The organism is Pelotalea chapellei (genome assembly GCF_018531195.1).
Classification (GTDB): domain Bacteria; phylum Desulfobacterota; class Desulfuromonadia; order Geobacterales; family Pseudopelobacteraceae; genus Pelotalea; species Pelotalea chapellei.
This window is the reverse complement of sequence record NZ_JAHDYS010000007.1, coordinates 159713-182513: the sequence shown is the minus strand read 5'-3', so window position 1 is coordinate 182513 and position 22801 is coordinate 159713. Positions and strand designations below refer to the sequence as shown.

Below are 22801 nucleotides of genomic sequence, written 5' to 3'. Positions count from 1 at the left end.
AGAGGGTCAAGCAAAGCTTTAGCGGCGTCAAATGCCATTTCTGTCATTGCCGGGCATGCGTTGTGAGTATAACATGAGGGCATGCGACACTAGGTAGGCGGTGTTTTTCATTCTCTCTTCATCAGGAGGTTAACGTGGATCTGCCTGCAATCATTCGACGTACTGCCAGCCAGGAACGCAAGGTTGCCGAGGCCAATGCATCATGGCTTCAACAGCACATGAGCCCTTATTTTTTTCAAGCCATGGCCGATGAACAGGATTCGCTGGCCTGGCTGGCGCGTGGCATGTCCCGTTTGCGACTGAACCAAAGGGTAATACTGGTGGATCGTGACACCTTGCTCGTTCTGGCCTGTGTGAATCTTCCCGGCTCCCTTTACGACACCTTGCGCCGCGTCGGTGAAAGAAAAATATCCTATGCCATGTTCTCTCATTCCAACGCCCCCATGCCCGGTATGGAGGAAGAACTGGAGGTGCAGCGTTTCGAGTTCGACCGCCGGCCGAACAGCGAAATAGATCTGAAGCGGGAAGTTGCCATCCCGGCCGCTCTGGTGCGCAGAATACGTGCGGAACTTCGCACCACCTTTCCCGATTTTGATCTGACCCGGCTTGAGATGCTGCTGAAAATACTCTGGTTGAATAATGAAAATTACTTGCTGATGTCACCTCCATCACGCATTGCCTGGCTGATCTGGCTCTTTGACCGTGGCAATGCCACCGGTGGTCTATTTCTGGACATCAGTGAAATCAAGCGGGAGGGGAGATCGGAAACACGAGTGCTCTTTGCGGTGGGAAATCCACATCAGGAGGACTTTCTGCTGCAGGTGCTTGAGGTTTTTAACCGTCTGGATATCGGCATTCGCAGGGCTTATTGCCAGACCATTTCCAATGGGATCCATCCCTATTTTCTTGGTTCCTTCTTCGTGGTCAGTCGTCAGGGGGAGGATCTGACGCCTGGCAGTGATTTGGCAGCACGTCTCACCAGTGAGCTTTGCACCACCCAGATCATTGCCACCAATTCAGCCGTATATCGTGATTTCGTGACAGTGGGGCTGCTGTCGGGTGAAGATGCCGCTCTGATCAACGCCTTCATTGCTTTTTGTCATACCAGTCTGGCTCATAACCAGCCTGAGCGTTTTGGCTTGGAGGATGTGCAGCGTGCCTTTTACGATCATCCCGAGATGGGGCAACTCATGGTTCGTCTGTTCCGGACACGATTCACTCCTCAACTGGAGAACCGTGAGTCCCTTTACGCGCCATTGCTCGCTGAAACAGAAGCGATGGTGGAGGGTTACAATACCGGGCATCGTTGGCTGGATGATATCCGCCGCACGGTCTACCGTTGCTCTCTGTTGATGATCACCCACTGCCTTAAAACAAACTTTTTTGTTGTTGAGAAACAGGCGCTGGCTTTCAGGTTGGATCCGGCCTATTTGCGCAAGCTGGGTAATGAATTTACTGCCGATTTGCCCGAAGCACTTCCTTTCCGGGTCACATTCTTTTTCAGCCGTTTTGGCTCAGGTTATCATGTTGGGTTTTCTGATATTGCGAGGGGGGGATGGAGAACTATCATTGCGCGTAGTGCAGACGATTTTATTACCGCGGCCAATACTCTTTTCCGTGAAGTTTACGTTCTGGCTAACACCCAGCACCTCAAGAATAAGGATATTTATGAGGGGGGCTCCAAAATGGGGCTGGTGCTTGATGCCTCGGATCTCGATCAAGCGAACAGTGAAGAGGAAACCTGCCGGCTTTATAAATTGCAGTACGGCATTATCAATGCATTTCTGGATATTTTTGTGACTGAAAAAGGTCACGTTCGGGATCCGCGCGTGGTTGATTATTACCGTGATGACGAGCCGATCGAGCTTGGGCCTGATGAAAACATGCACGATGCCATGATTGAAGCTATTGCCCATCTCTCCCGAAAGCGCGGCTATATCCTCGGTATCGGCATCATGTCCAGCAAGCGTATCGGCATCAATCACAAGGAATATGGCGTGACCTCAACCGGCGTGGTTGCTTTTGCCCGTATCACCATGGCAGATGTGGCAGGTATAGATCTCACACGCGATGTTTTTTCACTCAAGATGACAGGTGGCCCAAATGGCGATGTGGCAGGCAATTCTCTGCGCATATTGCTTGAATCAGCTCCAGGTCTGCAGGTGCGCCTGATCCTTGATGGCACTGCTGCTGTGTATTCCTCCCGCGGTATACAGAGCAGTGAGTTGCAGCGCCTGTGCCTGGCTCACGATCTCGATGCTTTCAGCCCCGAGTCTCTCGGTGAGGGAGATTTTATTCTCTACCGCACCGGTAGACGCATGGAAGGACTTAGAGAAACCCATCGTAAGGTCACCCGTACTGGCGGCGTGCTGCTTGAGGAATGGCTGGATATCGATGAATTCTATCGCGAGTATAACAGCCTGATCTTTACTACCAAGGCAGACCTGTTTATTCCAGCCGGCGGTCGGCCGGAAACTATCGACAGTCAAAACTGGAACCTTTTTCTGGATGAGCGGGGTAAAGCCACCTCCCGGGTCATCGTTGAAGGAGCCAACTCGTACGTTACGCCTGATGCGAGAGTGCAACTCCAGAAACAGGGCGTTGTGATCATGCGGGATGCCTCGGCTAACAAGTGTGGCGTGATCTCCTCCTCCTACGAAATTATTGCCAATCTGCTGCTTTCTGAACGGGAGTTCCTGGAGCACAAGGAGCAATATGTCAGGGATGTGCTGACCATCCTGGAAAAAAGGGCCGAGGATGAAGCACGCCTTATCCTGCAGCGCTACCGCGAGAATGGAGGAACGCTACTATATACCGAGATCTCCGATACAATCAGCCACAACATCAATGGCTTCTATACTCGTCTTTTCGAATTTTTTTCAGCACGACCGGAGTTATGCCTGCAGCGACCTTTCCGACAGACCGTACTCAGCCATCTGCCGGCCCTGTTGCAGAAGTCTCCATTCAGGAGGCGGATCAGAAAACTGCCGATCAAGTATCTGTGTGCAATTCTTGCCGCTGAAATAGGTTCCTCTCTGGTGTACACAGGTAATCGTGATGCGGATTTTGAGGAGATGGTCAGGAGGCATTTGGCACGGACTCTTTGAAAAAAGTGCTTTTATTACCATGTCCGGCTGTGCTAGAAACAAATCCTTGTATACTGAAGTCTGACACCATAAACACCACAGTTAAAGGAGTTTGCCATGTCTTCCAACGATAATGCCGCAGCAGCTGTGATAGCTTTTGTCTCCGGCGCCGTTCTCGGTACTGCCGCCGCACTTCTGCTGACCCCCAAATCAGGCCGTGAGGTCCGTGAACAACTTTCAGAGATCGGGGAAAGCGCTGCGGAAAAGGTGAAGCGCCTTGCCCGCGAAGCAAAGTTTAAAGTAGCATCAAAGTCCAAGCCGGAAGAGTTTGAGTATGATGGCGGAGATGCCTGGATCTGATCCCGCCGGTTTCAGATGGCGTATCATCTAACGGGGATGTACGGGAGGATTGCTGCAGCATCCTTATCTTGTGCATCCCCGTTTTATTACCGGTTGACGAATAAGGGTGTACATCATGTACCTTAAATATGGCTCTGCCTCGTTTCCGCTAAACCTTCCTTCTCACCGTCTGGCCGGGGTTATAGAACCGGCTCTTGACCTGCCGTCGACTTCCCCGCGGGAAATCATTTCACGTGCACTGGATGAATGCCAGGCAATCATTGCCGGTTTTAATCCTGGCGAAAAAGTAGTGATTGTTACATCCGACATCACTCGTTACACAGGCAGTGAAATTTATCTTCCCCTGCTGGTTGAGCGTCTCAATCGACAAGGTATCCCGGACAAGGATATCCAGGTTCTGATCGCTCTTGGAATCCACCGCAGCCAAACTTCTCATGAGCATGAAAAGATTCTTGGACCGCTTTATGGTCGTGTCAAAGTCATTGATCATGATTGCGATGATCCGAGAAATCTTGTTGTTCTGGGCAAAACCGGTAATGGTATTGAGGTCAGCATCAACCGCCGTGCTGTGGAGGCTGACAGGCTGATTTTGACCGGGGTGATCGGCTTTCATTACTTTGCCGGTTTCGGTGGTGGCAGAAAATCGGTGATGCCTGGTATTGCCAGTCGACAGGCCTGCATGGCCAGTCATTTTGCAGTTCTCAATCCTCTACCTGGAAGTGGCAAGAATCCTTTGGCCACCACCGGCACTCTAGAGAACAACCCGGTGCACCATGCCATGCTTGAGGCATGTGCCATGGCCAAGCCCGCTTTTATCTTTAATACAGTTCTTTCGCTGGATAAAAGAATCATTGCCGCCTACGCGGGCCACTGGCAGACCGCCCACGAAGCGGGATGCAGGTTCTATCAAAAGCACTTTGCCTATCCGGTAGACTCCAAAGCGGATATGGTTATTGTCTCCTGTGGCGGGTTTCCCAAAGATATCAACTTCATTCAGGCACATAAATCCATGGAATATGCTTCCCAGGCGCTTTGTGATGGTGGAGTGATGATCCTTTTGGCTGAATGCCGGGATGGTTTTGGTAATGAAACTTTTTTCAACTGGTTTCAGCACAAGCGGTTGGATGAATTTGAGGCTGCTTTACGGGCCTGCTACGAAATCAACGGTCAGACAGCCTATTCCACACTGCAAAAAGCTCAGCGCTTCAAGGTAATCCTGGTGTCACGTTTAAGTAGTCATCAGGTAGAGTCGATGGGGATGATGCCCGCCACTTCCCTGGATGAGGCATTGAATATGGCTGAGGGAATGTTGCCGGAGGGGTGGAAGGTGCTGGTGATGCCTGAAGGTGGCAGCATTCTTCCGGTCTGCAGGTAGGTCGTTACTTCAGTTGGTCCATCAATTAGAAAGGCCCTTCCAGAAAATTCAGGAAGGGCCTTTTTGCATTCTAGGCGGTGCGAGTTATTCGCAGGTGAAGTTTGCTTCGATGCGACGGTTCTTTGCTTTGCCTGCTGCAGTTTTGTTGTCGGCAATCGGCTTGGAAAAACCGTATCCTTTGGTGGTAATGCGATTGGCGTCAACTCCGTAGGTGTCTACGATGAACTTCTTGACGCTGTCTGCGCGCTGCTGGGAAAGCTTCTGGTTCATGGCTTTTCCGCCAACATTGTCGGTATGGCCTGAAATTTCACCTTTAGCTTTTGGGAATTCTTTCAGGAAATCGGCCAGAGCTTTGAGATCATCCTGAAACTTGGGATCAACAGCAGCCTTGCCGGTTGCGAACCGAACATCAACTACAGCCGGTTTGCTGCAATATTTTTCAGCAGCAGGTTTCTGGGGCGCTGCAACAGGCACTGGGCATCCATCTGCAGTTACTTTTACGCCGGCCGGTGTATCAGGACATTTGTCCAGATAGTCAAACACGCCATCCTTATCAGAATCCAGCGGACAGCCATTAGTATCTACGCTCGCTCCTGCAGGAGTGCCGGGGCATTTGTCAAGGTAATCGGCAACGCCATCCTTGTCTGCATCCACAGGGCAGCCATCTGCATCAACTACTACGCCCTGAGGCGTGTTGGGGCATTTGTCTTTCTCGTCGATAACGCCATCGCGGTCACTGTCAGCAGGGGGAGCCGGTGCTGGAGGAGGCACGACTACCGGTTTGAGAGCAGGAGCAGGCTCAACTGCCGGAGCAGCAACTGCCTTGGCAACAGGCTGTGTACCACCAAAGGGAATATAAGCGCCCAAAGTGTACTCGATGTTTTGTGCGTTTCTGTTGTGAACTTCGTTATTCAGAGAGGCAATGACGTGGCGCACATCTCCGCGAATCGCAAAATTGTCGTTCAGGAAGTATTTCAAGCCCAGACCGTAGTCGAAAGCAGGGCGTGCTTTTTTGTCCAGGCCAGCGCCGCTGAAATTGTACCCGCCATAACCTGCAGCGATAAATGGTACGAGGTTTGTGGCAGGTCTGAAATTGTAGATGAGGTCAGCGCCGTATTTGTAAAATGAAAGGTCCTTGTTGGTCCGGGTGGTTTCTGTGGCGGCATAATCAAATGCACCTTCAAGGCCGAAATGCTCGGTGAAATTGTAGCCGAGTTTGAGGCCGTAGACGGGAGCAGTCTTGATATGTTGCTTGCCTTCAAAGGTATAACCACCTACGACGGGTGATAAGTAAAAAGTTTCCGGCATGTTGGCTGCTGTTGCAGCGGTTGCGACAGCCATGAGAGAGCCAGCTAAAAGCAGTGTTAATTTCTTCTTCATGTTTTCCTCCTGTTTTAGTTGATGTGTACATCTGCAGTTAAAATGAAATTGTTTTTACCATTTTACTTTTTTAAATTCAAGCCTGAAACGGCCGGAGAGAAAGTCCATGCTCGTCGAGTAGCCAAAACATGGCATGCTTGCGTCTGGGGCGCTTGCTTTTTACAGGCAGCATGCATTACACTTTTAAAAGTTCAATCAGTCTTACGAGGGAGGATGTAAAATGTATTTTCCGCAATTCAGGGCCCGTAGAATCCGTGGAAATGAGACCTTTCGGCGGATGGTTAGAGAGACCACCCTCTCTGTTAATGATCTGGTGTACCCCATGTTTTCAGCCTTTGGCACTGGGATCAAAAAAGAAATTTCTTCCATGCCCGGAATCTACCAGCAATCTATTGAACATATTGTAGAAGAGGCTAAAGAAGTAAAGGAACTCGGCATTCCAGCGGTTTTGCTGTTTGGCATACCCGAAACAAAGGATTCCGTAGGGAGTGACGCTTACTCGGATACCGGTATTATTCAGGAAACCATCCGTGCCATAAAACGAGAGGTTCCCGGTCTGGCTGTGATCACCGATGTCTGCCTCTGCGAGTACACGGATCATGGTCATTGCGGTCTGATCATCGACGGTGACGTGGACAATGACTCTACTCTGGAGCTTTTGGCAAAGGAGGCACTTTCACATGTCAAGGCAGGTGCCGATATGGTAGCGCCTTCGGATATGATGGATGGAAGGGTGGCTGCCATTCGTGAAGTACTCGATGAAAATGGCTATGATGCTATTCCGGTGATGAGCTATGCAGTTAAATACGCCTCGGGATATTACGGCCCATTCCGGGAGGCGGCCGAATCAACCCCCCAGTTTGGGGATCGCCGCTCCTACCAGATGGATTCGGGTAATCGGTTGGAGGCGTTGCGGGAGGCGGCTTCAGACATCGAGGAGGGCGCAGACATAATAATGGTTAAGCCTGGACTGCCCTATCTGGATATCCTGCGCGATCTGCGCAATGAGTACAATCTGCCTCTGGCGGTTTATAACGTCTCGGGGGAGTACAGCATGATCAAAGCAGCGGCAGCCAATGGCTGGATCGAAGAAGAGCGTGTTGTGATGGAAACGATGACAGGCTTCAAAAGGGCGGGTGCTGATATCATTATTACGTATCACGCCAAGGATGTGGCACGCTGGCTTAAAAAATAAGCCTATTTTACATTTTACTTCAGCCCCGTTTACCCTTGCTCACAAGGTTAAACGGGGCTTTTTATTATGATAAAAAGGTTGACATCAACTGCTGCTATTTATCTCAGGTCGCCGGCAATCCCGGGTTCAGGTAGCGGGGCAGGGTACCACGCACTTCGACCACGGGCCCATCCTCCAATTCGTCAAGTTCACCATAATCATCGCCGTACTCGGACTCTCCGGCGGCCCACTCATAAAGTTTCTGCGAGTCAAGCAGCACCGGACGTGATGGGGTGCCGAACATCCGGTTTTGCATCTCTTCATCGTAGAGGCCGATACAGCCGTGGGATGCCGGGCGCCCGGGAAGATCCCGTGCATGCAGCCAATAGGAGACATTATCGCTGCCGATATGAAAACGCATGGCGTTGTCCATCGGGTACTGGTCTTCATCGTTTGCGGTTTTGTAGAGCGATGAGGTGTGGGTAAGGTGTCGTGCGTCGATGTGGAAAATGCCGACCGGTGTTTCGGTGCCTGCTTTGCCGGTAGCCGCGGGCGCGGAAAATACCAGCTTGCCACGTTCATAGGCTCCCATCCACTGCTCGGTTATGTCCACCAGGATATATTTCTCATGGCGCCGGGCAGGTTCGTAACGAAGAGGTAAGGGGGTATAGTCACGGATATCGTCGATCGAATCAGGAGCCTTGATGGTCATGCCCGGATAGACATGGCGGCGATCGATGCGATTGAAGCGGGCTACCCAGATCCAATCCTCGCCAAAAAGAGATTCAAGCGTCTCATGTGGCTTGATAAAATGAGGATGCCATTTTATTGATTGCAGGCTGGGATATTCGACGCGTGAGAGATCTTCCCTCGCCTTGTCCAGTGGAGATGCAGCCGGTTCTGAGGTAAGTGATGGTGCTCGCAGGACAGTTACTGAGACAAGCAGAGTTGTTACAAAAAAGATCAGGACGAGTCTGTGAGAGAGCCGCATCCGACTGTATCGCATTAAAAAATCCTCTTGCTGCAGAAAATAAAAGAAGTACTTTACTCATTAATGCGAAGTTGATCAAGCATTAGTCCGTGCACATCCCATAATGCTTGGCATATCAGCTGCTTGCGTGGTACGGTAAGGGCCTTTCTGACTTTCTGCAGTCTGTGCATAATTCAATACACTTCAGTATGAGGACCATTTATGACCGACACACTCGCTACTTCAGTTCCTGAGATACCAATCTTCAACCAATTTGCAAGTGATAACTATGCCGGTATCTGTCCCCAGGCCTTGCAGGCTATGAATGAAGCCAACAGAGGTTTTGTTCCCTCATATGGAAACGACAAGTGGACAGAACGAGCTTGTCAGAATATCCGCGAGCTGTTTGCCTGCGACTGTCAGGTTTTTTTCGTTTTTAACGGCACCGCAGCAAATTCCCTGGCCCTGGCCGCACTCTGCCGGTCTTACCACAGTGTTGTCTGTCATGAAATGGCTCATATCGAGACAGATGAATGCGGTGCTCCAGAATTTTTTTCCAATGGTACCAAGATCATGCTTGCATCCGGAGTCGACGGCAAACTTGACCTGGAGGCAGTCGAGCAGTTAATTATCCGTCGTACTGATATCCATTATCCCAAGCCGCGTGTGCTCAGTATGACCCAGAGTACGGAACTGGGGACAGTCTACACCCCGGAAGAAGTAGCTGCTGCCACGGATCTGGCGAGGCGCCACGGCCTGCGGGTGCACATGGATGGTGCGCGTTTTGCCAACGCCGTAGTCTCTCTTGACTGTCATCCAGCCGACATATCCTGGAAAGCCGGGGTTGATGTGCTTTGTATGGGGGGAGCCAAAAACGGTATGGCGCTCGGTGAGGCGGTGGTATTTTTCGACCGGGAATTGGCGGACGAGTTTGAATATCGTTGCAAGCAGTCAGGCCAACTCGCCTCAAAGATGCGTTTCATGGCTGCTCCCTGGAATGGGATGCTCGAGAGTGGAGCCTGGCTGGACAATGCACGCCATGCCAACAGCTGCGCTCGTTTGTTGGAGAAAGAACTGGCCGACATCAAGGGCATTCGTATCATGCATCCCTGCCAGTCCAACTCACTCTTTGTGGAAATGCCGCCAGTAGTTTCCCAGGCGTTGCATGATGCCGGATGGCATTTCTATTCCTTCATCGGAGCGGGGGGAGCTCGTTTCATGTGCTCATGGCAGACCTCTCGCGAAGATATACAACAATTGGCCGCAGCTGTTCGTCAAGCGAGTCTTTTGATCAGCTGATTACCCGGTATGGAGGACATCATGATAAAAACTGCTACATTTGAGGCGCTTTTGGCTGATGCTCAACCTGATGGTCAAGGTGGTTACATCTTCCGCCTTGAAGGTAAGACCTATCAGATCAAGGATACTCTGGAGATTTCCAAGATCGCCCAGGATCATGGTTACATCGTAATTTATTAAATCGAGGCGGAGCTACCGCAGAACCCAATGCACTGCGGTTGAGGGATTTATTTCAAGGAGTTTTCGTGGCACTGCTTACACTTCGCAACATAGGCCTGGCTTTTGGGGGGCCGCCGCTTTTCAATGGCATTGATCTGCAAATCGAGCCTGGCGACCGGCTCTGTCTTCTTGGGCGTAACGGCACCGGAAAATCTACGCTGCTCAAGCTGGTCAGCGGTGAGCTAGGGCCCGAACAGGGGGAGGTAGTCCGCCAGCAGGGGCTGCGGGTGGCCCTGGTATCGCAAGAGGTACCGCCAGGGGTAGGGGGTTCTGTTTTTGATGTGGTTGCTTCCGGTATGGGCAATGCGGCCGAGCTTCTGGCTGAATATCATCATGTGGCACATAAGTTGGCCCTGGAGGGCGGCAGTGAACTTCTCCAGCGGTTGGAGAACCTGCAGCATGAGCTGGAAGCTACTGGAGGATGGCATTTGCATCAGGCGGTTAACCAGGTGCTGGACCGATTGCAGCTGGATGCTGACGCAGATTTTTTCAGTCTTTCAGGAGGGACCAAACGTCGGGCCCTGCTGGCCCGCGCCCTGGTGGCAGAGCCGGACATCCTGGTACTGGATGAACCTACCAATCATCTGGACATCGAAACGATCCTCTGGCTGGAGGAATTCCTGCTGCGGCAGGTCAAGACCCTGCTCTTTGTCACCCATGACCGCGCCTTTGCCAGAAAGCTTGCCAACCGGGTAGCAGAGCTGGACAGGGGGCGGTTGTATGCATTCTCCTGCGGATATGACGCTTTCGTAGAGCGTCGTGAAGAACTTCTGGCTGCAGAAGTCACGCGGCAGGCCCTGTTTGACAAGAAACTGGCCCAGGAAGAAGCCTGGGTGCGCCAGGGCATCAAGGCCCGCCGCACCAGGAATGAGGGACGGGTTCGTGCATTGAAAAAAATGCGTGAAGAACACCGCCAGCGGCGTGAGCGGCTGGGAACGGCACGGATCCAGCTGCAGGAGGCCGAGCGCTCGGGAGGACTGGTGGCAGAAGCCCAAGGCATCTCCTTCAGCTATGAGGGGCGGCCGATTATCAAAGACTTTTCCACCACCATAATGCGCGGTGATCGCATCGGCATCATCGGCCCCAACGGATCGGGCAAGACAACCCTGCTGCGCCTGCTGCTGGGGGAGCTTGAGCCCCAGGCCGGCCAGATCAAGCTCGGCAGCCGCCGCGAGGTTCTCTATTTCGACCAGATGCGTGAACAACTGGATCTGAATAAATCGGTGCAGGACAATGTGGGAGAAGGCAATGACACCCTGATCATCAATGGAGTCAGCCGCCACATCATCGGCTATCTGCAGGATTTTCTCTTCTCCCCGGAACGAGCCCGCAGCCCGGTCAGCATCCTCTCCGGTGGTGAGCGGAACCGGCTGCTGCTGGCCAAGCTGTTTACCAAGCCGTCCAATGTACTGGTTATGGACGAGCCAACCAATGACCTGGATGTGGAGACTCTGGACCTGTTGGAAGAGCTGCTGCTGGACTATAGCGGAACACTCCTGTTGGTGAGCCATGACCGTGACTTTCTGAACAACGTCGTTACCAGCACTTTGGCAGTGGGAAAAAACGGCCAGGTGCGCGAGTTCGTTGGAGGCTACGACGATTGGCTGCGTCAGACTGGCGACGAGGAGGCAGCAGTCAAGGTGCAATCCCAGCCGGCCCAGGAGAAGATCAGGCCTCAGAAGGAACGAGCCCGCAAACTGAGCTTTAAAGAAGAGCGTGAGTTGGAATCTTTGCCCGATACAATCGCACGATTGGAGCAGGAACAGGAAAAACTGCACACTACCCTGGGTGATCCTGATTTTTATAAATCTGCCGGTGCAGAGATTGCGGCAATCAACGCGCGTCTTGAATCATTGGAACTGGAACTGGCAGAGGCTTACCGAAGGTGGGAAGAGCTGGACTCGTTGAAAGGATGATTATGTAGGGGCGGGTTTCAAAACCCGCCCTACGTTTTGATTGTAAGGCTATTTCTGCACGTCCAGCAATTCCACATCAAACAGCAAGGTCGCGTTCGGTGGAATTACGCCGCCTGCCCCGGACGGGCCGTAGCCCAGCTTGGAGGGAATGATGAGCTTGCGCTTGCCGCCGACTTTCATGGTCATGACACCTTCATCCCAGCCAGGGATCACCTGCCCCACACCGATGGTGAACTTGAAGGGCTCTTTGCGGTCAACAGAGCTGTCAAACTTCTTGCCATTTTCCAAAGTGCCGGTGTAATGCACTGTGACTTGCTTTCCGGCTACCGGTGAAGCCCCTTTTCCCACCACCACATCCACATATTTGAGTCCTGAAGCAGTTGTCACCGTTTTGCCCGCCTTGGGTGCATCCTTTGCGGCAAATGCAGGTACCGCAAGCATTGCCATCATGAGAGATCCTGCCACTATTTTGATTGCTCTTTTCATTTTCTACCCCCTTTGTTATTTATCCCGAACCCGAGCTTCAACTGATCATTTTTTTGATTTCGAATTAAGCAGTGCCAGCACGCCATCGGTTACGTCCTGGGCATCAACAGCGCTTGAGACATAGAGTAGTTCCCTTTTTACGATCACCAGCGCCAGCTTGTTGGCCTTGCCGTATTCCACAGCGGCCTCCTCAAAGGACTTGGAAAGATCAGTCAGCAGCTTGTCCTGCAAGGTCTGCAACTCCTTTTCCTTCCCCATGCCGAAAGTTTGAAACTCCTCCACCTTCTTCTGGAATTCCTTGGCTTTGGCCTCCTTCTGGGCTGGTGAAAGGGTGTCGAATTTCTTTTCCAGGGCAGCTTTCTGTTTGTCGAGCTGTTTTCTGCGGGTTTCGATCTGTGTCTGCAGCTTCTTCTGCATCTCTTTGGCCTGTGCTTGGGCTGATTTTCCTAGATCCGATTCCTGATTGAGTTTTGACAGATCCACATAGCCGACCCGCAGCTGCTGTTCTGCCTTTTCCGGAGTCTGTGGTTTGGTGGGTGGAACGGACTGTAGTGGCGCAGGTTTTTGCCCCTCTACAGCCGGAACAGTCTCCGCGGCTGCGCTCATCATCGGCAGGGCGCAGATCAGCAGGGCCGGCGCCAGTTTTTTAAATTTAATCATCTTGTACCTCTTCAATTGGAAATGAATAAAGCAGTTGTAAAGAGTAATGCCTTTTGGGCCTGGTGACAACCTCCTTTTCCGAAAGAACCTGCAGGCGACAAACCTGAAGCCTTCGGTTTGATGAAAAGTTTTCTATAATTAAAATGGTATTACGTCTTTTAATTGTTGCCATACTTTATCAAATTGGTCAGACAATTAGCTTGCAGAGCCATTGTTCACTATGTTAAAAAAACGCGTTTCATTTTCTGACGATCAATTCTTCACATAATCGGCAACTTCCGGTACATGGTGGGCACAATGTTTCTACAGCAACTTATCAACGGCATTGCACTGGGCAGCACCTACGCCCTGATAGCACTCGGTTATACCATGGTGTACGGCATCATTACTCTGATAAATTTCGCCCACGGTGAAATCTTCATGGTAGGTGCCTTTGTCGGCCTGCTGCTGGTGAGCGTTCTCAAGCTCAACATCTTCCTTGCCATGGCCGGCTCCATGGCGTTCTGCATGATAATGGGCGTGGTGATAGAATTCATCGCCTACCGTCCCCTGCGCAAGTCGTCACGTCTCTCGGCCCTAATCTCAGCCATCGGGGTCTCCATATTTCTTTCTTCCCTGGCCATGATGGTTTTTGGCGCCAATGCCAAGGGCTTTCCCAGTGAAGCGTTTCCTGCCCGACAGTTGCACATCGGAAACGCGGACATATCGACCTTGCAGCTCCTGATTATCGGCGTGTCAGCCCTTTTGATGCTTGCCCTGGAGTTCATCGTCCAGAAAACAAAAATCGGCAAGGCGATGCGCGCTACGTCTGAAGATTACAACACTGCCGCCCTGATGGGCATCAATGTAAATTTTGTTATTTCTTTCACCTTTGCCCTCGGTTCCGCTTTGGCAGCAGCCGGTGGGGTACTGGTTGGGCTTCTGTTTAACTCAGTCTCCTTCAACATGGGGCTGATGGCGGGTTTGAAAGCCTTTGCTGCTGCAGTACTGGGAGGGATAGGGTCGATCCCCGGCGCCATGCTGGGCGGCCTGCTGCTGGGAGTGGCCGAAGTCTTCGGGGTTGCCATCGGTTATTCGTCCTACCGCGATGCCATTGCCTTTGCAATCCTTGTCCTGGTACTGCTCGTACGCCCTACAGGTCTGCTTGGGCGGAAAATTCTGAAAAAAGTTTGAGAAGGTTTTATAAAAATGCTCAATAATCTTGTCAATTCAATCGACCCTTACCTTCTGCAGATTCTGGTCAACATTGGAATCGGCATCATCCTGGCATTGGGGTTGAACATCATCACCGGGCTGACCGGCCAGCTCTCCCTTGGACACGCTGCATTCATGAGTGTCGGCGCCTTTACCGGAGCGTTGCTGACCATCAAGCTTGGCCTTCCTTTTTATCTGACGATTCTGTTAAGCGGTTCGATAACGGCTGTTGTTGCTGCGCTGATCGGTTGGCCTATTCTTCGCCTCTCCGGCGACTATCTGGCCATCTGCACCCTGGGCTTTGCCGAAATCGTCAAGGTAGTGTTTCTCAACCTGGACATTACCAACAAGGCTCTCGGTCTGACGGTTCCGCTCCCCCCTTCGTTTTTGCCCATGCCGATCATTGTGCTGATCGTGGTCGTGCTGGCCATCATCGCATCGGCCTTCATCCAGAACTCGCGCTTCGGCAGGGCGCTCATGGCGATACGCGACGATGAGATCGCAGCTGAATCCATGGGCATCAACATTGCCCGCTACAAGGTGCAGTCCTTTGCTGTTAGCGCTTTTCTGGCTGGCATCGGCGGCTGTCTCTATGGCCATTTTCTCGGTTACATCAATCCTTCCGATTTCGGTTTCCTTAAATCGATCGACATGCTCAGCATGATTGTACTGGGCGGCCTGGGCAGCGTGCCCGGTGCGGTGTTCGGCGCATCCATCCTCTCGGCTGCTCCGGAATTCCTGCGTTTCATGTCCCAGTACCGCATGCTGGTCTACGGAGCTCTGCTTGTTTTTCTGATGGTCTTCCGCCCCAACGGTCTGCTTGGTGGTGTCAATTTCACCGATCTGGTGCTGCGCAAGCTGGGGGTCAAGCCTCATCTTGCGACCCATAAGCAGGAGGGGCAGTAATGGCACTACTCAAACTTGATAAGGCTACTATTCGCTTCGGCGGTCTGGTGGCAGTAAATGGTGTCAATCTGGAGGTCGAAGAGGGAGAGATTCTGGCTCTGATCGGGCCGAACGGAGCCGGCAAGAGCACCATTTTTAACCTGATTACCGGTATCTATGCCCCCACTGAGGGAAAAATTAGCTTCAAGGGTACCAACATCTCGGGACGGCCGCCGTATGTTATCGCAGGTTCGGGCATTGGCCGCACCTTCCAGAACATCCGTCTTTTCAGCCAGCAGACCGTGCTGGATAATGTATTGATCGGTGCCCATACTCGTGGAAACTGGAACCTGAGTGGCGCGCTGCTGAAGTTTCTGCCTGCAGTACGCAGGGAGGAAGGGCGTCTGCTGGAGTTGGCAATTCACTGTCTCTCAAAGGTGGATCTGGCTCACAGGGCATTTGATCTGGCTTGCAACCTTTCGTATGGTGAACAGCGCCGCCTGGAAATCGCCCGCGCCTTGGCAATCGAACCTGCCCTGCTCCTGCTGGATGAGCCGGCAGCCGGCATGAATCCCCAGGAGAAGCAGACCCTGTTGACTATGGTGAAGAATATCCGGGAAGCCGGAGTAACGGTTTTTCTGGTAGAGCACGACATGAAATTTGTGATGGGTCTTTCGGACCGCATTGCGGTACTTGATTACGGCGTAAAGATTGCCGATGGACGTCCTGAAGAGGTTCGTTCGAATCCTGCGGTCATTGAAGCCTATCTTGGCAAGGGGGCTCACTGATGCTGACAGTTGATAATCTTTCCGTCTATTACGGAGCCATCCGTGCGTTGCATCAGGTCTCCTGCCGGGTTGACCAGGGTGAAATCGTCGCTTTGATCGGTGCCAATGGCGCCGGTAAGACCACCATCCTTACTACCATTTCCGGTATTGTTTCTTCCAGCACCGGCAGCATAGCTTTTGAAGGTGAAGACATCACCCGCATGCCTGCTCACCAGATCGTCACCAAGGGGATTTCTCAGGTGCCGGAAGGTCGTCGTGTATTTGCCCGCATGAGCGTGCAGGAAAATCTTGAAATGGGCGGGTTCATCCTTTCCAACAAGCAGGAGATAAAGCAGGGAATCGAACGCGCTTTCACCCTGTTCCCCCGCCTGGCCGAGCGCCGCAAGCAGGCTGCCCGGACACTTTCGGGTGGTGAGCAACAGATGCTGGCCATGGGGCGTGCGCTGATGTCGAACCCCCGTCTGTTGCTGCTGGACGAACCTTCCATGGGACTGGCCCCCATGCTGGTCGAGAAGATCTTCGAAATCATCGTGGAAATCAACAAAACTGGAACGACCATCATGCTGGTAGAACAGAACGCATCCATGGCACTTTCCATTGCACACCGTGCTTATGTGCTTGAAACTGGAGAGGTAGTTCTCTCCGGCTCCGCTTCCGATCTGGCCAGTAATCCGGAAGTCAGAAAAGCTTACCTGGGTGAGTGACACTACTTGTTTGATCAATGTGAAATTTTTGTTGAAAAATAAAACAGCTTGACTTTGTCAGGCTGTTTTTTTTATGATCTCCCAATATTCGAAAGGCAGTGAAGAGGAGTAGTAGTCGTTGTGAGCTTCCCAGAGAGCCGGTGGTTGGTGCGAACCGGCAAGCGCAGACGATGAACTCGCCTTGGAGCCGTTCCAGTGAACTTGAAGCAGCTAGCTGGAGCCGTTCTCCCGCGTTAAGGGTGACAGAGGTCTGTCATGCAACTATCGACAGATGAACTAGGGTGGTACCGCGAACGCACATGATGCCTTCGCCCCTTGCACAGGGGCGAAGGCATTTTTATTTTCACCAACAGCAGAGCAGGAACCAGCGAAAGGAGCGTACGGAATGGCAAAGGCAAAGAAGCAGGAAGATGATCGCCAGATAATCAGGATCTTCGATACCACATTGCGGGATGGCGAGCAGGCACCGGGCAACAGCATGAACATCGATGAAAAGCTGCGTCTGGCCAAACAGCTGCAGAAGCTGAACGTGGATGTAATCGAGGCCGGGTTTCCCATCGCTTCGGAAGGCGATTTTGAAGCGGTCAAGCTGGTAGCCCAGAGTATCAAGGGGCCACAGATCGCAGGACTCTGCCGTTCCAGTGAAAAAGACATTGATCGTGCCTGGGAAGCGTTGAAATATGCCGGTGAGCGGGGACGAATCCACACGTTCATCGCCACTTCCGATATTCACATGAAATATAAACTTCAGATGGAGCCGAACAAAGTTTTGGCCTCCGCAGTCAAGGCAGTCAAGCGCGCAGCATCCTATACCGCCAATGTGGAATTTTCCTGCGAGGATGCGGTGCGCACCCGCCTGCCATTCCTTGCCGAAGTTGTCGAGGCGGTCATCGATGCCGGTGCAACTACCGTCAACATCCCTGATACGGTTGGCTACACTATTCCGGTGGAGTACTTCAACATCATCAAATACCTGAAAGACAATGTTCCCAACATCGACAAGGCAGTTATCTCGGTCCACTGTCACAACGACCTGGGCTTGTCGGTGGCTAACTCCCTGGCTGCCATTCAGGCCGGTGCACGCCAGGTCGAATGCACGATAAATGGAATCGGTGAGCGGGCCGGAAACTGCTCCCTGGAGGAATTTGTCATGATCCTGCGTACCCGTCAGGATATCCTTCCTTTCAGGACCAATGTGGTTACGGAGCAGCTCACCCCCGCCAGCCGCCTGCTGACTACCGTTACCGGTATAGCTGTTCAGCCTAACAAGTCCGTGGTCGGGGCCAATGCCTTTGCCCATGAGGCAGGCATTCATCAGCACGGCATGCTGATGGAAAAATCCACTTATGAGATCATGACGCCGGAGTCCGTTGGCCTTTCCGCGGGTGCCCTGGTGCTGGGCAAACACTCGGGACGCCATGCCTTCAAGCAGCGTCTCGAAGCGTTAGGGCACGAGCTGGATGATGAAAAGCTCAACCGGGCCTTTGAGCGGTTCAAGACCTTGGCTGATCTGAAGAAAGAGGTTTTCGACGAAGACCTTGATGCTATCGTGGCTGATGAGGCGCGCGAAGAGGAAAAATACAAGCTGGGACATATCACTGTGACCTGCGGCTCGTTCGCCGTAGCCACAGCTACTGTGCAGATGGAAATCGATGGTCTTGCTGTGCGTACGGCCGAGCTTGGAGACGGACCGGTTGATGCCACTCTCAAGGCCATCAAAAAGCTGACCAAAACCAAAGCAAAGCTGATGCAGTACAACGTCGGCTCCATCACCGGCGGCACTGATGCCCAGGGAGAAGTCACTGTGCGCGTGGCAGATGCGACTCATACGGTAGTTGGAAAGGGCTCTTCCACCGATATTATCGAAGCGTCGGCCAAAGCCTACATTCACGCTCTCAATCGTTTAAGCTATAAGCAAAGAAGGCTCACCGAAGGGGTCTGATTCGAAGCAGCTGATGTAAAAAGGGCGGCCATTGGTCGCCCTTTACGTTTTAGTGGATAATAATTTTAGGTAGACAACATTCAGGAAACATGGAAAGCTTCAACACATGACACCACTTTCCCGATATAGCAGCTTCATCGCAGCCGCCTCCTGGCTTGTTTCGCCTCATGTTTCTCCACTATCAGGCGGAGCAATTCTGGTACAGGATGGTGTGATCAAGGCGAGTGGTCTGCTTGAAGAACTAAAGAGGGATCATCAGGTGCCGGTAATTGAATATCCGGACTGTGCCATTCTCCCCGGTTTTGTCAATGCCCATACTCATCTGGAGCTGACTCATTTCCCGGCCTGGCGCCTGCGGACCAATGTGAACTACAATCCCCGGCGGTTTGTGGATTGGATGATTCAGCTGATCAAGATCAGGCGTGGTATTGGAGCGGAGGAAATCCCTTCATCAATAACGGAAGGAATCCGTTTGTGCCTGGAATCAGGTACCACGGCAATCGGCGAGATTGTCAACAATCCAGCACACGCACAACTTTACCGGTCTTCGCTCCTTTCGGGACGATTGTTTTTCGAGATAATCGGACAGGACCAACACCACTTCAACCGCATGCTTGCTGCTGCGCTGGAAGCATGCTCAACGGCAAGTGACAGGCAATTACACTCAGGACTTTCGCCCCATACTCCCTATACCATTGCAGAGACGTTTCTCCCGCGGATCTCCGCCGTCTCCGATAACCTGCCCCTTGCCATCCATATTTCCGAATCAGCTGCTGAAACAGATTTTATCTTCAACAGCAACGGACCGCTTGCGGAAGAGCTCTTTCCTTTCCTTGACTGGAAGCGCCATCTGACTCCGCCACGTCGCTGCAGCTCTACAGAGCTGCTTGACCGGGCCGGTCTTCTGAAACCATCCACCCTGGCTGTGCACTGTGTTCATCTTACCCTGGGTGATGCGGAGATATTGAAGCAGCGTGGTGTGAGTGTCGTCCTTTGCCCCCGCAGCAATGAACGGCTTGACGTGGGGCGTGCACCGGTGGCCCTGCTGCGCAAGCTGGGGATTCCGCTTGCCCTGGGCACCGACTCCCTGGCCAGCAACGATACACTTTCGCTGTGGGATGAAATGCGCTTTGCCCTTAATACCTTTTCCCGTGAACTCTCTCCGGCTGATGTCCTTCATATGGCAACCATCGGTGGCGCCGAAGCACTTGGTATCGGTGCAACTCACGGCTCGCTGGAACCGGGTAAGCGGGCTGATTTTCAGGTGGTCAAAATTGGTGGAGAGGGCACCCGGGATGTGCTTGAACGGGTTCTGTTTCACGGTATGCTGGAAGATGTCTATCTGGCTGGTGATCGTTATGCAGCAGCAACTTTTCAGGATTCATTTTTTCGCAGGCGCCAAATCGACGCATCGGTTGTTCCTTCCCCTAACCTCCAGTAAACCCTTATCCCTCATATTCTTTTTTGTAGCAAAAAAATTAAATTCTCAACGCTGACAAATTTCCTAGGAGCCTGTACCTGCTGAAGGCGGCCGGGTGATGCAGGAAGTCAGGGACAGAAGTCAGAGATTTGTTCCTGCACGTCCTGCAGATGTCCAGGGGTAATCCCGTACATGTTCACCAAGGTCGGCCTTGGTATAACGATTCACCCGCTGCAGCGCTAGAACGACTACCAGCACCACTGGCAGGGTGTACATGAGGATACCGGCCAGGGCCATGAATGTCTCCCCGATCCAAAGAGTTACACCCAGGTTGAACAGCAGCACAGAGAGGTAGAGCACCGGCCCGAGCAGTGAGCGGAAGGGAAGGTTGAAGATTCCTTTTGGCGCCTCACTCAGACGTCTGGCATCGATCAGCTGGAAAGCCGCTACCAGCACCAGGCTTGTCAGCAACCAGCCTCCATAGTTGGAAAGCGGTACGCCAAAGTGGATGCCCTGCTCGCGGTACCCATAAATCTGCCCCAGGAACCAGCGATGTCCCTGCAGCGCCACAGGATCAATAACTATGTCCAGGAAGGTTTGCAAAAAAGCTCCCAGGACCAGCGCCGGTATGGAGCGCCTGATACTGCGGGTTTCGAGAGTAACCAGATTCCATCGCCAGCTTTTAAGCGGGGAGAGGATGAACAGCGCAGTGGCATAACTGCAGTAGGTGAGGAAAACGTAGGAAAGGGAATCAAAGAAGGGAACGCCGGCAATCCACAATTCCCGTGTTTTGGTCGTGTCGATGTAATAATACCAGCCGTAGGGAAAGCCGGTGTTGATGGAAAGCCATTCGGATGAAAAGGCGATCAGGTAGCCGACCACGGTAAAGGTGAGGGTCCTGCGCCAGCCGACGTGGGGGACGCAAGCCAGCAGAAAGGCGCCGAAAAAAGCGAAAACATAGGGGCGCATGGTAAACGTGCCGATAAGGATTTCCAGAAAATGATCCATGTTATTTAATTCAGTCCTTTACGAATCTGGTACAGCTCCTCCATGTCCAGTTCGTTCCTCTCATAATATTCCCGTTCCAATTCTTCAACGTAGAACCGATCGAGACCGGAGTTCTCCAGGAAATCTTCTCTCAAGACCAGATTCTTTTCTGCCACGATCGTAGGAAGCAGGGTGTGAAGGTACATTGCTTCCTTCTTTATGGTGATAACAGCCTCATTGAAAAGACGATCCATATCATCTGCCTGAATGCTTCCCTTGATGCGTAACTCCTCCAGTACTTCACGGCGCAGTTTCTCCTGATCCGCCTCGGTATTGAACGTTGAGTAGAAATTGCGGATGCGGTCACGCACGTGCTCGACCAGAATCAGGGATGCCCGTTCCTCCTGGTCGATCTCATGCAGTTTCTGATTCAGCTCTTCGATCGTTGATGCGCGGGCTTCGATGCGGGCAAGGCCGTCCATGAGAGTAGCAACCTTGCGTCTGCCGAACCGCCCCAGGTAGATGTTGCTAAAAAGATCCTTGATGAAAAGCTCATGGAAACAATCCTTCTGCAGGCTGTCAAAGGACGCCTTGTGCTCCAGCATTTCACGCAGCAACTGCTTGCTGATGCGGACATTCTCCATGAAAGCCAATTGGCTTATCAGGTTAGCAACACTGTCAAAGCGGTCAAGGAAAGCAACCACCCTGGACAAATCTTTCAACAATGAGCTGTCGGCCCCATCACGTATCTTTTCATCACATTCCCTGCTCACATCCAAAATGAGCTGATCGAAAGAGCGGTCGCGGTTCTCCACCGCGATTTTTTTTGCACTGATCAACCTGTACATATCCTCATGATCGATGTGACTTACAATGTTCTTTTCCCTGAGGAAAAGACCCTCCAGAATCTGTCGTGTAGAGGCGAGATAGTCGGTTTCCTCGCGGTCGATCAGGTTGTACTCTTTCTGCAGCATCTTATCGAGTGTCTGAAAAAGCGCTCCGGGTATTTTTGTACGGACGGACAACGTTTTCAGGCGGGTCAGTCTGGCATTGTCAAGGTTGCTGATTTCACCTTTGTCGCTGCAGGCCAGAAGGATGTTGCGATACTCATCCACGATGCGCTTATTGTCAGGATGGCGGTACATGACATCGATGCGCATGCGCTCCTGCTGGTATGGGTCAATATTGTAATGTGCCGCCAGATTGACCAGACGGTTGAAATCGTGATCAGCTATTTTTTTGCAGCGGAAGTAAAGCTGGCGAAACAGGTCGCGATATTCGCGGTGCGGCCGGTTGATCAGTTTGATGATGTAAAGGTGGGCCGTATCATCCTGAAGCAGGGGAAACAGTTCCGCAATCAAGTCATCGTCCCGCTCATTGCCGATAGCAGTTGAGCGTTTGATCGACTTGCCAATGCGTTTGACCAGTTCTTCCTGCTGGGATTTAAGCTGTCGCGGGAGCCTTGGGGTGTGCACAAAGAAAAAATAATTGCACACGGCATTGCCGTCAAAAAAGAGTTTTTCATACCCTTCGCTGCCAGTGGCGTGATCACTGAATACAATAGTGCCGGTTGCATCATCTGTACGGGCTCCATACATGATCAGCCGATTGATGATCTCGGGCTTGGATAGATCCGAGGATGGCTGGGCCACACCAAACATATATTCACAAAAAAAACCGCCGTTGCCCTGATAGGTAATTCCTCGGGTTGCAACGACAAACTCGTTTCCGGGAGAGAACGTACGCAGATGATTACCTTCCTGGACAACGCTGAAAAAATAATGTTGGAAAGGGTCAGTGCCTGCCACCATCACTGAATACTCGATCTGGTCGCCAGTGTGTCCGTGCAGCCGGATATGTTTGTGCTTCTCTTGCGTCGTCGGCTGGGAGTCGCAGGCATCTGTCTGATGCTGACCTTCAATGGGGGTGGGGAGGGAAAAAACTGTCTCAGTCATT

General features: G+C 52.2%; 19 protein-coding genes and 1 other annotated feature. Of the genes, 13 read left to right on the top strand and 6 right to left on the bottom strand.

Annotation, left to right across the window (positions count from 1 at the left end):
- Positions 1–134 precede the first annotated feature (134 nt).
- The 3 genes from KJB30_RS09370 to KJB30_RS09360 all read left to right on the top strand — a co-directional run bounded on the left by KJB30_RS09370 (position 135) and on the right by KJB30_RS09360 (position 4821).
- Positions 135–3107: an NAD-glutamate dehydrogenase domain-containing protein gene (locus KJB30_RS09370; RefSeq protein WP_367618958.1), complete on the top strand. Its 2973-nt coding sequence runs from the start codon at positions 135–137 to the stop codon at positions 3105–3107.
- Between the two features lie 96 nt (positions 3108–3203).
- The gene (locus KJB30_RS09365; RefSeq protein WP_214298393.1) at positions 3204–3446 is read left to right on the top strand and encodes a YtxH domain-containing protein; all 243 of its coding nucleotides are present in this window, start codon (positions 3204–3206) and stop codon (positions 3444–3446) included.
- Positions 3447–3561: 115 nt separating this feature from the next.
- Positions 3562–4821, top strand: coding sequence for a lactate racemase domain-containing protein (locus tag KJB30_RS09360; protein ID WP_214298392.1), 1260 nt, complete (start codon positions 3562–3564; stop codon positions 4819–4821).
- Between the two features lie 84 nt (positions 4822–4905).
- On the opposite strand, the gene KJB30_RS09355 is transcribed toward KJB30_RS09360, so the two are convergent.
- Complete coding sequence (locus KJB30_RS09355; RefSeq protein WP_214298390.1) at positions 4906–6201, bottom strand: OmpA family protein; 1296 nt, start codon at positions 6199–6201, stop codon at positions 4906–4908.
- 220 nt (positions 6202–6421) lie between these two features.
- Here KJB30_RS09355 and hemB point away from each other — a divergent pair, with 220 nt between their 5' ends.
- Positions 6422–7396: a porphobilinogen synthase gene (gene hemB, locus KJB30_RS09350; RefSeq protein ID WP_214298388.1), complete on the top strand. Its 975-nt coding sequence runs from the start codon at positions 6422–6424 to the stop codon at positions 7394–7396.
- A gap of 103 nt (positions 7397–7499) precedes the next feature.
- Here hemB and KJB30_RS09345 read toward each other — a convergent pair whose 3' ends face one another.
- A complete protein-coding gene (locus KJB30_RS09345) occupies positions 7500–8381 on the bottom strand; it encodes a L,D-transpeptidase (protein WP_214298386.1) in 882 nt (293 codons plus the stop codon).
- Positions 8382–8567: 186 nt separating this feature from the next.
- Here KJB30_RS09345 and KJB30_RS09340 point away from each other — a divergent pair, with 186 nt between their 5' ends.
- From KJB30_RS09340 to KJB30_RS09330, 3 genes are all read left to right on the top strand, one after another.
- On the top strand, positions 8568–9644 hold the full coding sequence (locus KJB30_RS09340) for a threonine aldolase family protein (protein ID WP_214298384.1): 1077 nt from the start codon (positions 8568–8570) through the stop codon (positions 9642–9644).
- 21 nt (positions 9645–9665) lie between these two features.
- A complete protein-coding gene (locus tag KJB30_RS09335) occupies positions 9666–9824 on the top strand; it encodes a hypothetical protein (protein ID WP_214298480.1) in 159 nt (52 codons plus the stop codon).
- A gap of 65 nt (positions 9825–9889) precedes the next feature.
- Positions 9890–11779: an ATP-binding cassette domain-containing protein gene (locus tag KJB30_RS09330; protein ID WP_214298382.1), complete on the top strand. Its 1890-nt coding sequence runs from the start codon at positions 9890–9892 to the stop codon at positions 11777–11779.
- A 48-nt stretch (positions 11780–11827) separates the two neighbouring features.
- Here the strand turns inward: KJB30_RS09330 and KJB30_RS09325 are convergent, their stop codons facing one another.
- Both KJB30_RS09325 and KJB30_RS09320 read right to left on the bottom strand, forming a co-directional pair.
- Positions 11828–12265 carry an FKBP-type peptidyl-prolyl cis-trans isomerase gene (locus KJB30_RS09325; RefSeq protein WP_214298380.1) on the bottom strand — a complete coding sequence of 146 codons (438 nt, stop codon included), beginning with the start codon at positions 12263–12265 and terminating at the stop codon, positions 11828–11830.
- A gap of 45 nt (positions 12266–12310) precedes the next feature.
- On the bottom strand, positions 12311–12925 hold the full coding sequence (locus tag KJB30_RS09320; protein WP_214298378.1) for an OmpH/Skp family outer membrane protein: 615 nt from the start codon (positions 12923–12925) through the stop codon (positions 12311–12313).
- A gap of 297 nt (positions 12926–13222) precedes the next feature.
- On the opposite strand from KJB30_RS09320, the gene KJB30_RS09315 reads away from it, so the two are divergent.
- The 6 genes from KJB30_RS09315 (at position 13223) to KJB30_RS09290 (ending at position 19879) form a co-directional block, all read left to right on the top strand.
- The gene (locus KJB30_RS09315) at positions 13223–14098 is read left to right on the top strand and encodes a branched-chain amino acid ABC transporter permease (protein ID WP_214298376.1); all 876 of its coding nucleotides are present in this window, start codon (positions 13223–13225) and stop codon (positions 14096–14098) included.
- Positions 14099–14113: 15 nt separating this feature from the next.
- Complete coding sequence (locus KJB30_RS09310) at positions 14114–15025, top strand: branched-chain amino acid ABC transporter permease (RefSeq protein WP_214298374.1); 912 nt, start codon at positions 14114–14116, stop codon at positions 15023–15025.
- The gene (locus KJB30_RS09305; protein ID WP_214298372.1) at positions 15025–15792 is read left to right on the top strand and encodes an ABC transporter ATP-binding protein; all 768 of its coding nucleotides are present in this window, start codon (positions 15025–15027) and stop codon (positions 15790–15792) included. The genes KJB30_RS09310 and KJB30_RS09305 overlap by 1 nt, the downstream gene beginning before the upstream one ends.
- Positions 15792–16496, top strand: a complete 705-nt coding sequence (locus tag KJB30_RS09300) for an ABC transporter ATP-binding protein (RefSeq protein ID WP_214298370.1) — start codon at positions 15792–15794, stop codon at positions 16494–16496. The genes KJB30_RS09305 and KJB30_RS09300 overlap by 1 nt, the downstream gene beginning before the upstream one ends.
- 89 nt (positions 16497–16585) lie before the next feature.
- Positions 16586–16815 (top strand) — a binding site (T-box leader).
- Between the two features lie 66 nt (positions 16816–16881).
- Positions 16882–18438, top strand: a complete 1557-nt coding sequence (locus KJB30_RS09295; protein WP_214298368.1) for a 2-isopropylmalate synthase — start codon at positions 16882–16884, stop codon at positions 18436–18438.
- 106 nt (positions 18439–18544) lie between these two features.
- Entirely contained in the window at positions 18545–19879 is a 1335-nt protein-coding gene (locus KJB30_RS09290; RefSeq protein WP_214298366.1) for an amidohydrolase family protein, read from the top strand.
- A gap of 120 nt (positions 19880–19999) precedes the next feature.
- Here KJB30_RS09290 and KJB30_RS09285 read toward each other — a convergent pair whose 3' ends face one another.
- Both KJB30_RS09285 and KJB30_RS09280 read right to left on the bottom strand, forming a co-directional pair.
- On the bottom strand, positions 20000–20866 hold the full coding sequence (locus KJB30_RS09285; RefSeq protein WP_214298364.1) for a carotenoid biosynthesis protein: 867 nt from the start codon (positions 20864–20866) through the stop codon (positions 20000–20002).
- 5 nt (positions 20867–20871) lie between these two features.
- Positions 20872–22800 carry a TIGR04442 family protein gene (locus tag KJB30_RS09280; protein ID WP_214298362.1) on the bottom strand — a complete coding sequence of 643 codons (1929 nt, stop codon included), beginning with the start codon at positions 22798–22800 and terminating at the stop codon, positions 20872–20874.
- Position 22801 lies beyond the last annotated feature (1 nt).

What these genes read in the sequence shown, in the direction of transcription:
- KJB30_RS09365 (WP_214298393.1), top strand. Translation starts at nt 3,204, where the DNA reads ATGTCTTCCAACGATAATGCCGCAGCAGCTGTGATAGCTTTTGTCTCC.
- KJB30_RS09360 (WP_214298392.1), top strand. Translation starts at nt 3,562, where the DNA reads ATGTACCTTAAATATGGCTCTGCCTCGTTTCCGCTAAACCTTCCTTCT.
- KJB30_RS09355 (WP_214298390.1), bottom strand. Translation starts at nt 6,201, where the DNA reads ATGAAGAAGAAATTAACACTGCTTTTAGCTGGCTCTCTCATGGCTGTC.
- hemB (WP_214298388.1), top strand. Translation starts at nt 6,422, where the DNA reads ATGTATTTTCCGCAATTCAGGGCCCGTAGAATCCGTGGAAATGAGACC.
- KJB30_RS09345 (WP_214298386.1), bottom strand. Translation starts at nt 8,381, where the DNA reads ATGCGATACAGTCGGATGCGGCTCTCTCACAGACTCGTCCTGATCTTT.
- KJB30_RS09340 (WP_214298384.1), top strand. Translation starts at nt 8,568, where the DNA reads ATGACCGACACACTCGCTACTTCAGTTCCTGAGATACCAATCTTCAAC.
- KJB30_RS09335 (WP_214298480.1), top strand. Translation starts at nt 9,666, where the DNA reads ATGATAAAAACTGCTACATTTGAGGCGCTTTTGGCTGATGCTCAACCT.
- KJB30_RS09325 (WP_214298380.1), bottom strand. Translation starts at nt 12,265, where the DNA reads ATGAAAAGAGCAATCAAAATAGTGGCAGGATCTCTCATGATGGCAATG.
- KJB30_RS09320 (WP_214298378.1), bottom strand. Translation starts at nt 12,925, where the DNA reads ATGATTAAATTTAAAAAACTGGCGCCGGCCCTGCTGATCTGCGCCCTG.
- KJB30_RS09315 (WP_214298376.1), top strand. Translation starts at nt 13,223, where the DNA reads ATGTTTCTACAGCAACTTATCAACGGCATTGCACTGGGCAGCACCTAC.
- KJB30_RS09310 (WP_214298374.1), top strand. Translation starts at nt 14,114, where the DNA reads ATGCTCAATAATCTTGTCAATTCAATCGACCCTTACCTTCTGCAGATT.
- KJB30_RS09305 (WP_214298372.1), top strand. Translation starts at nt 15,025, where the DNA reads ATGGCACTACTCAAACTTGATAAGGCTACTATTCGCTTCGGCGGTCTG.
- KJB30_RS09300 (WP_214298370.1), top strand. Translation starts at nt 15,792, where the DNA reads ATGCTGACAGTTGATAATCTTTCCGTCTATTACGGAGCCATCCGTGCG.
- KJB30_RS09295 (WP_214298368.1), top strand. Translation starts at nt 16,882, where the DNA reads ATGGCAAAGGCAAAGAAGCAGGAAGATGATCGCCAGATAATCAGGATC.
- KJB30_RS09290 (WP_214298366.1), top strand. Translation starts at nt 18,545, where the DNA reads ATGACACCACTTTCCCGATATAGCAGCTTCATCGCAGCCGCCTCCTGG.
- KJB30_RS09285 (WP_214298364.1), bottom strand. Translation starts at nt 20,866, where the DNA reads ATGGATCATTTTCTGGAAATCCTTATCGGCACGTTTACCATGCGCCCC.
- KJB30_RS09280 (WP_214298362.1), bottom strand. Translation starts at nt 22,800, where the DNA reads ATGACTGAGACAGTTTTTTCCCTCCCCACCCCCATTGAAGGTCAGCAT.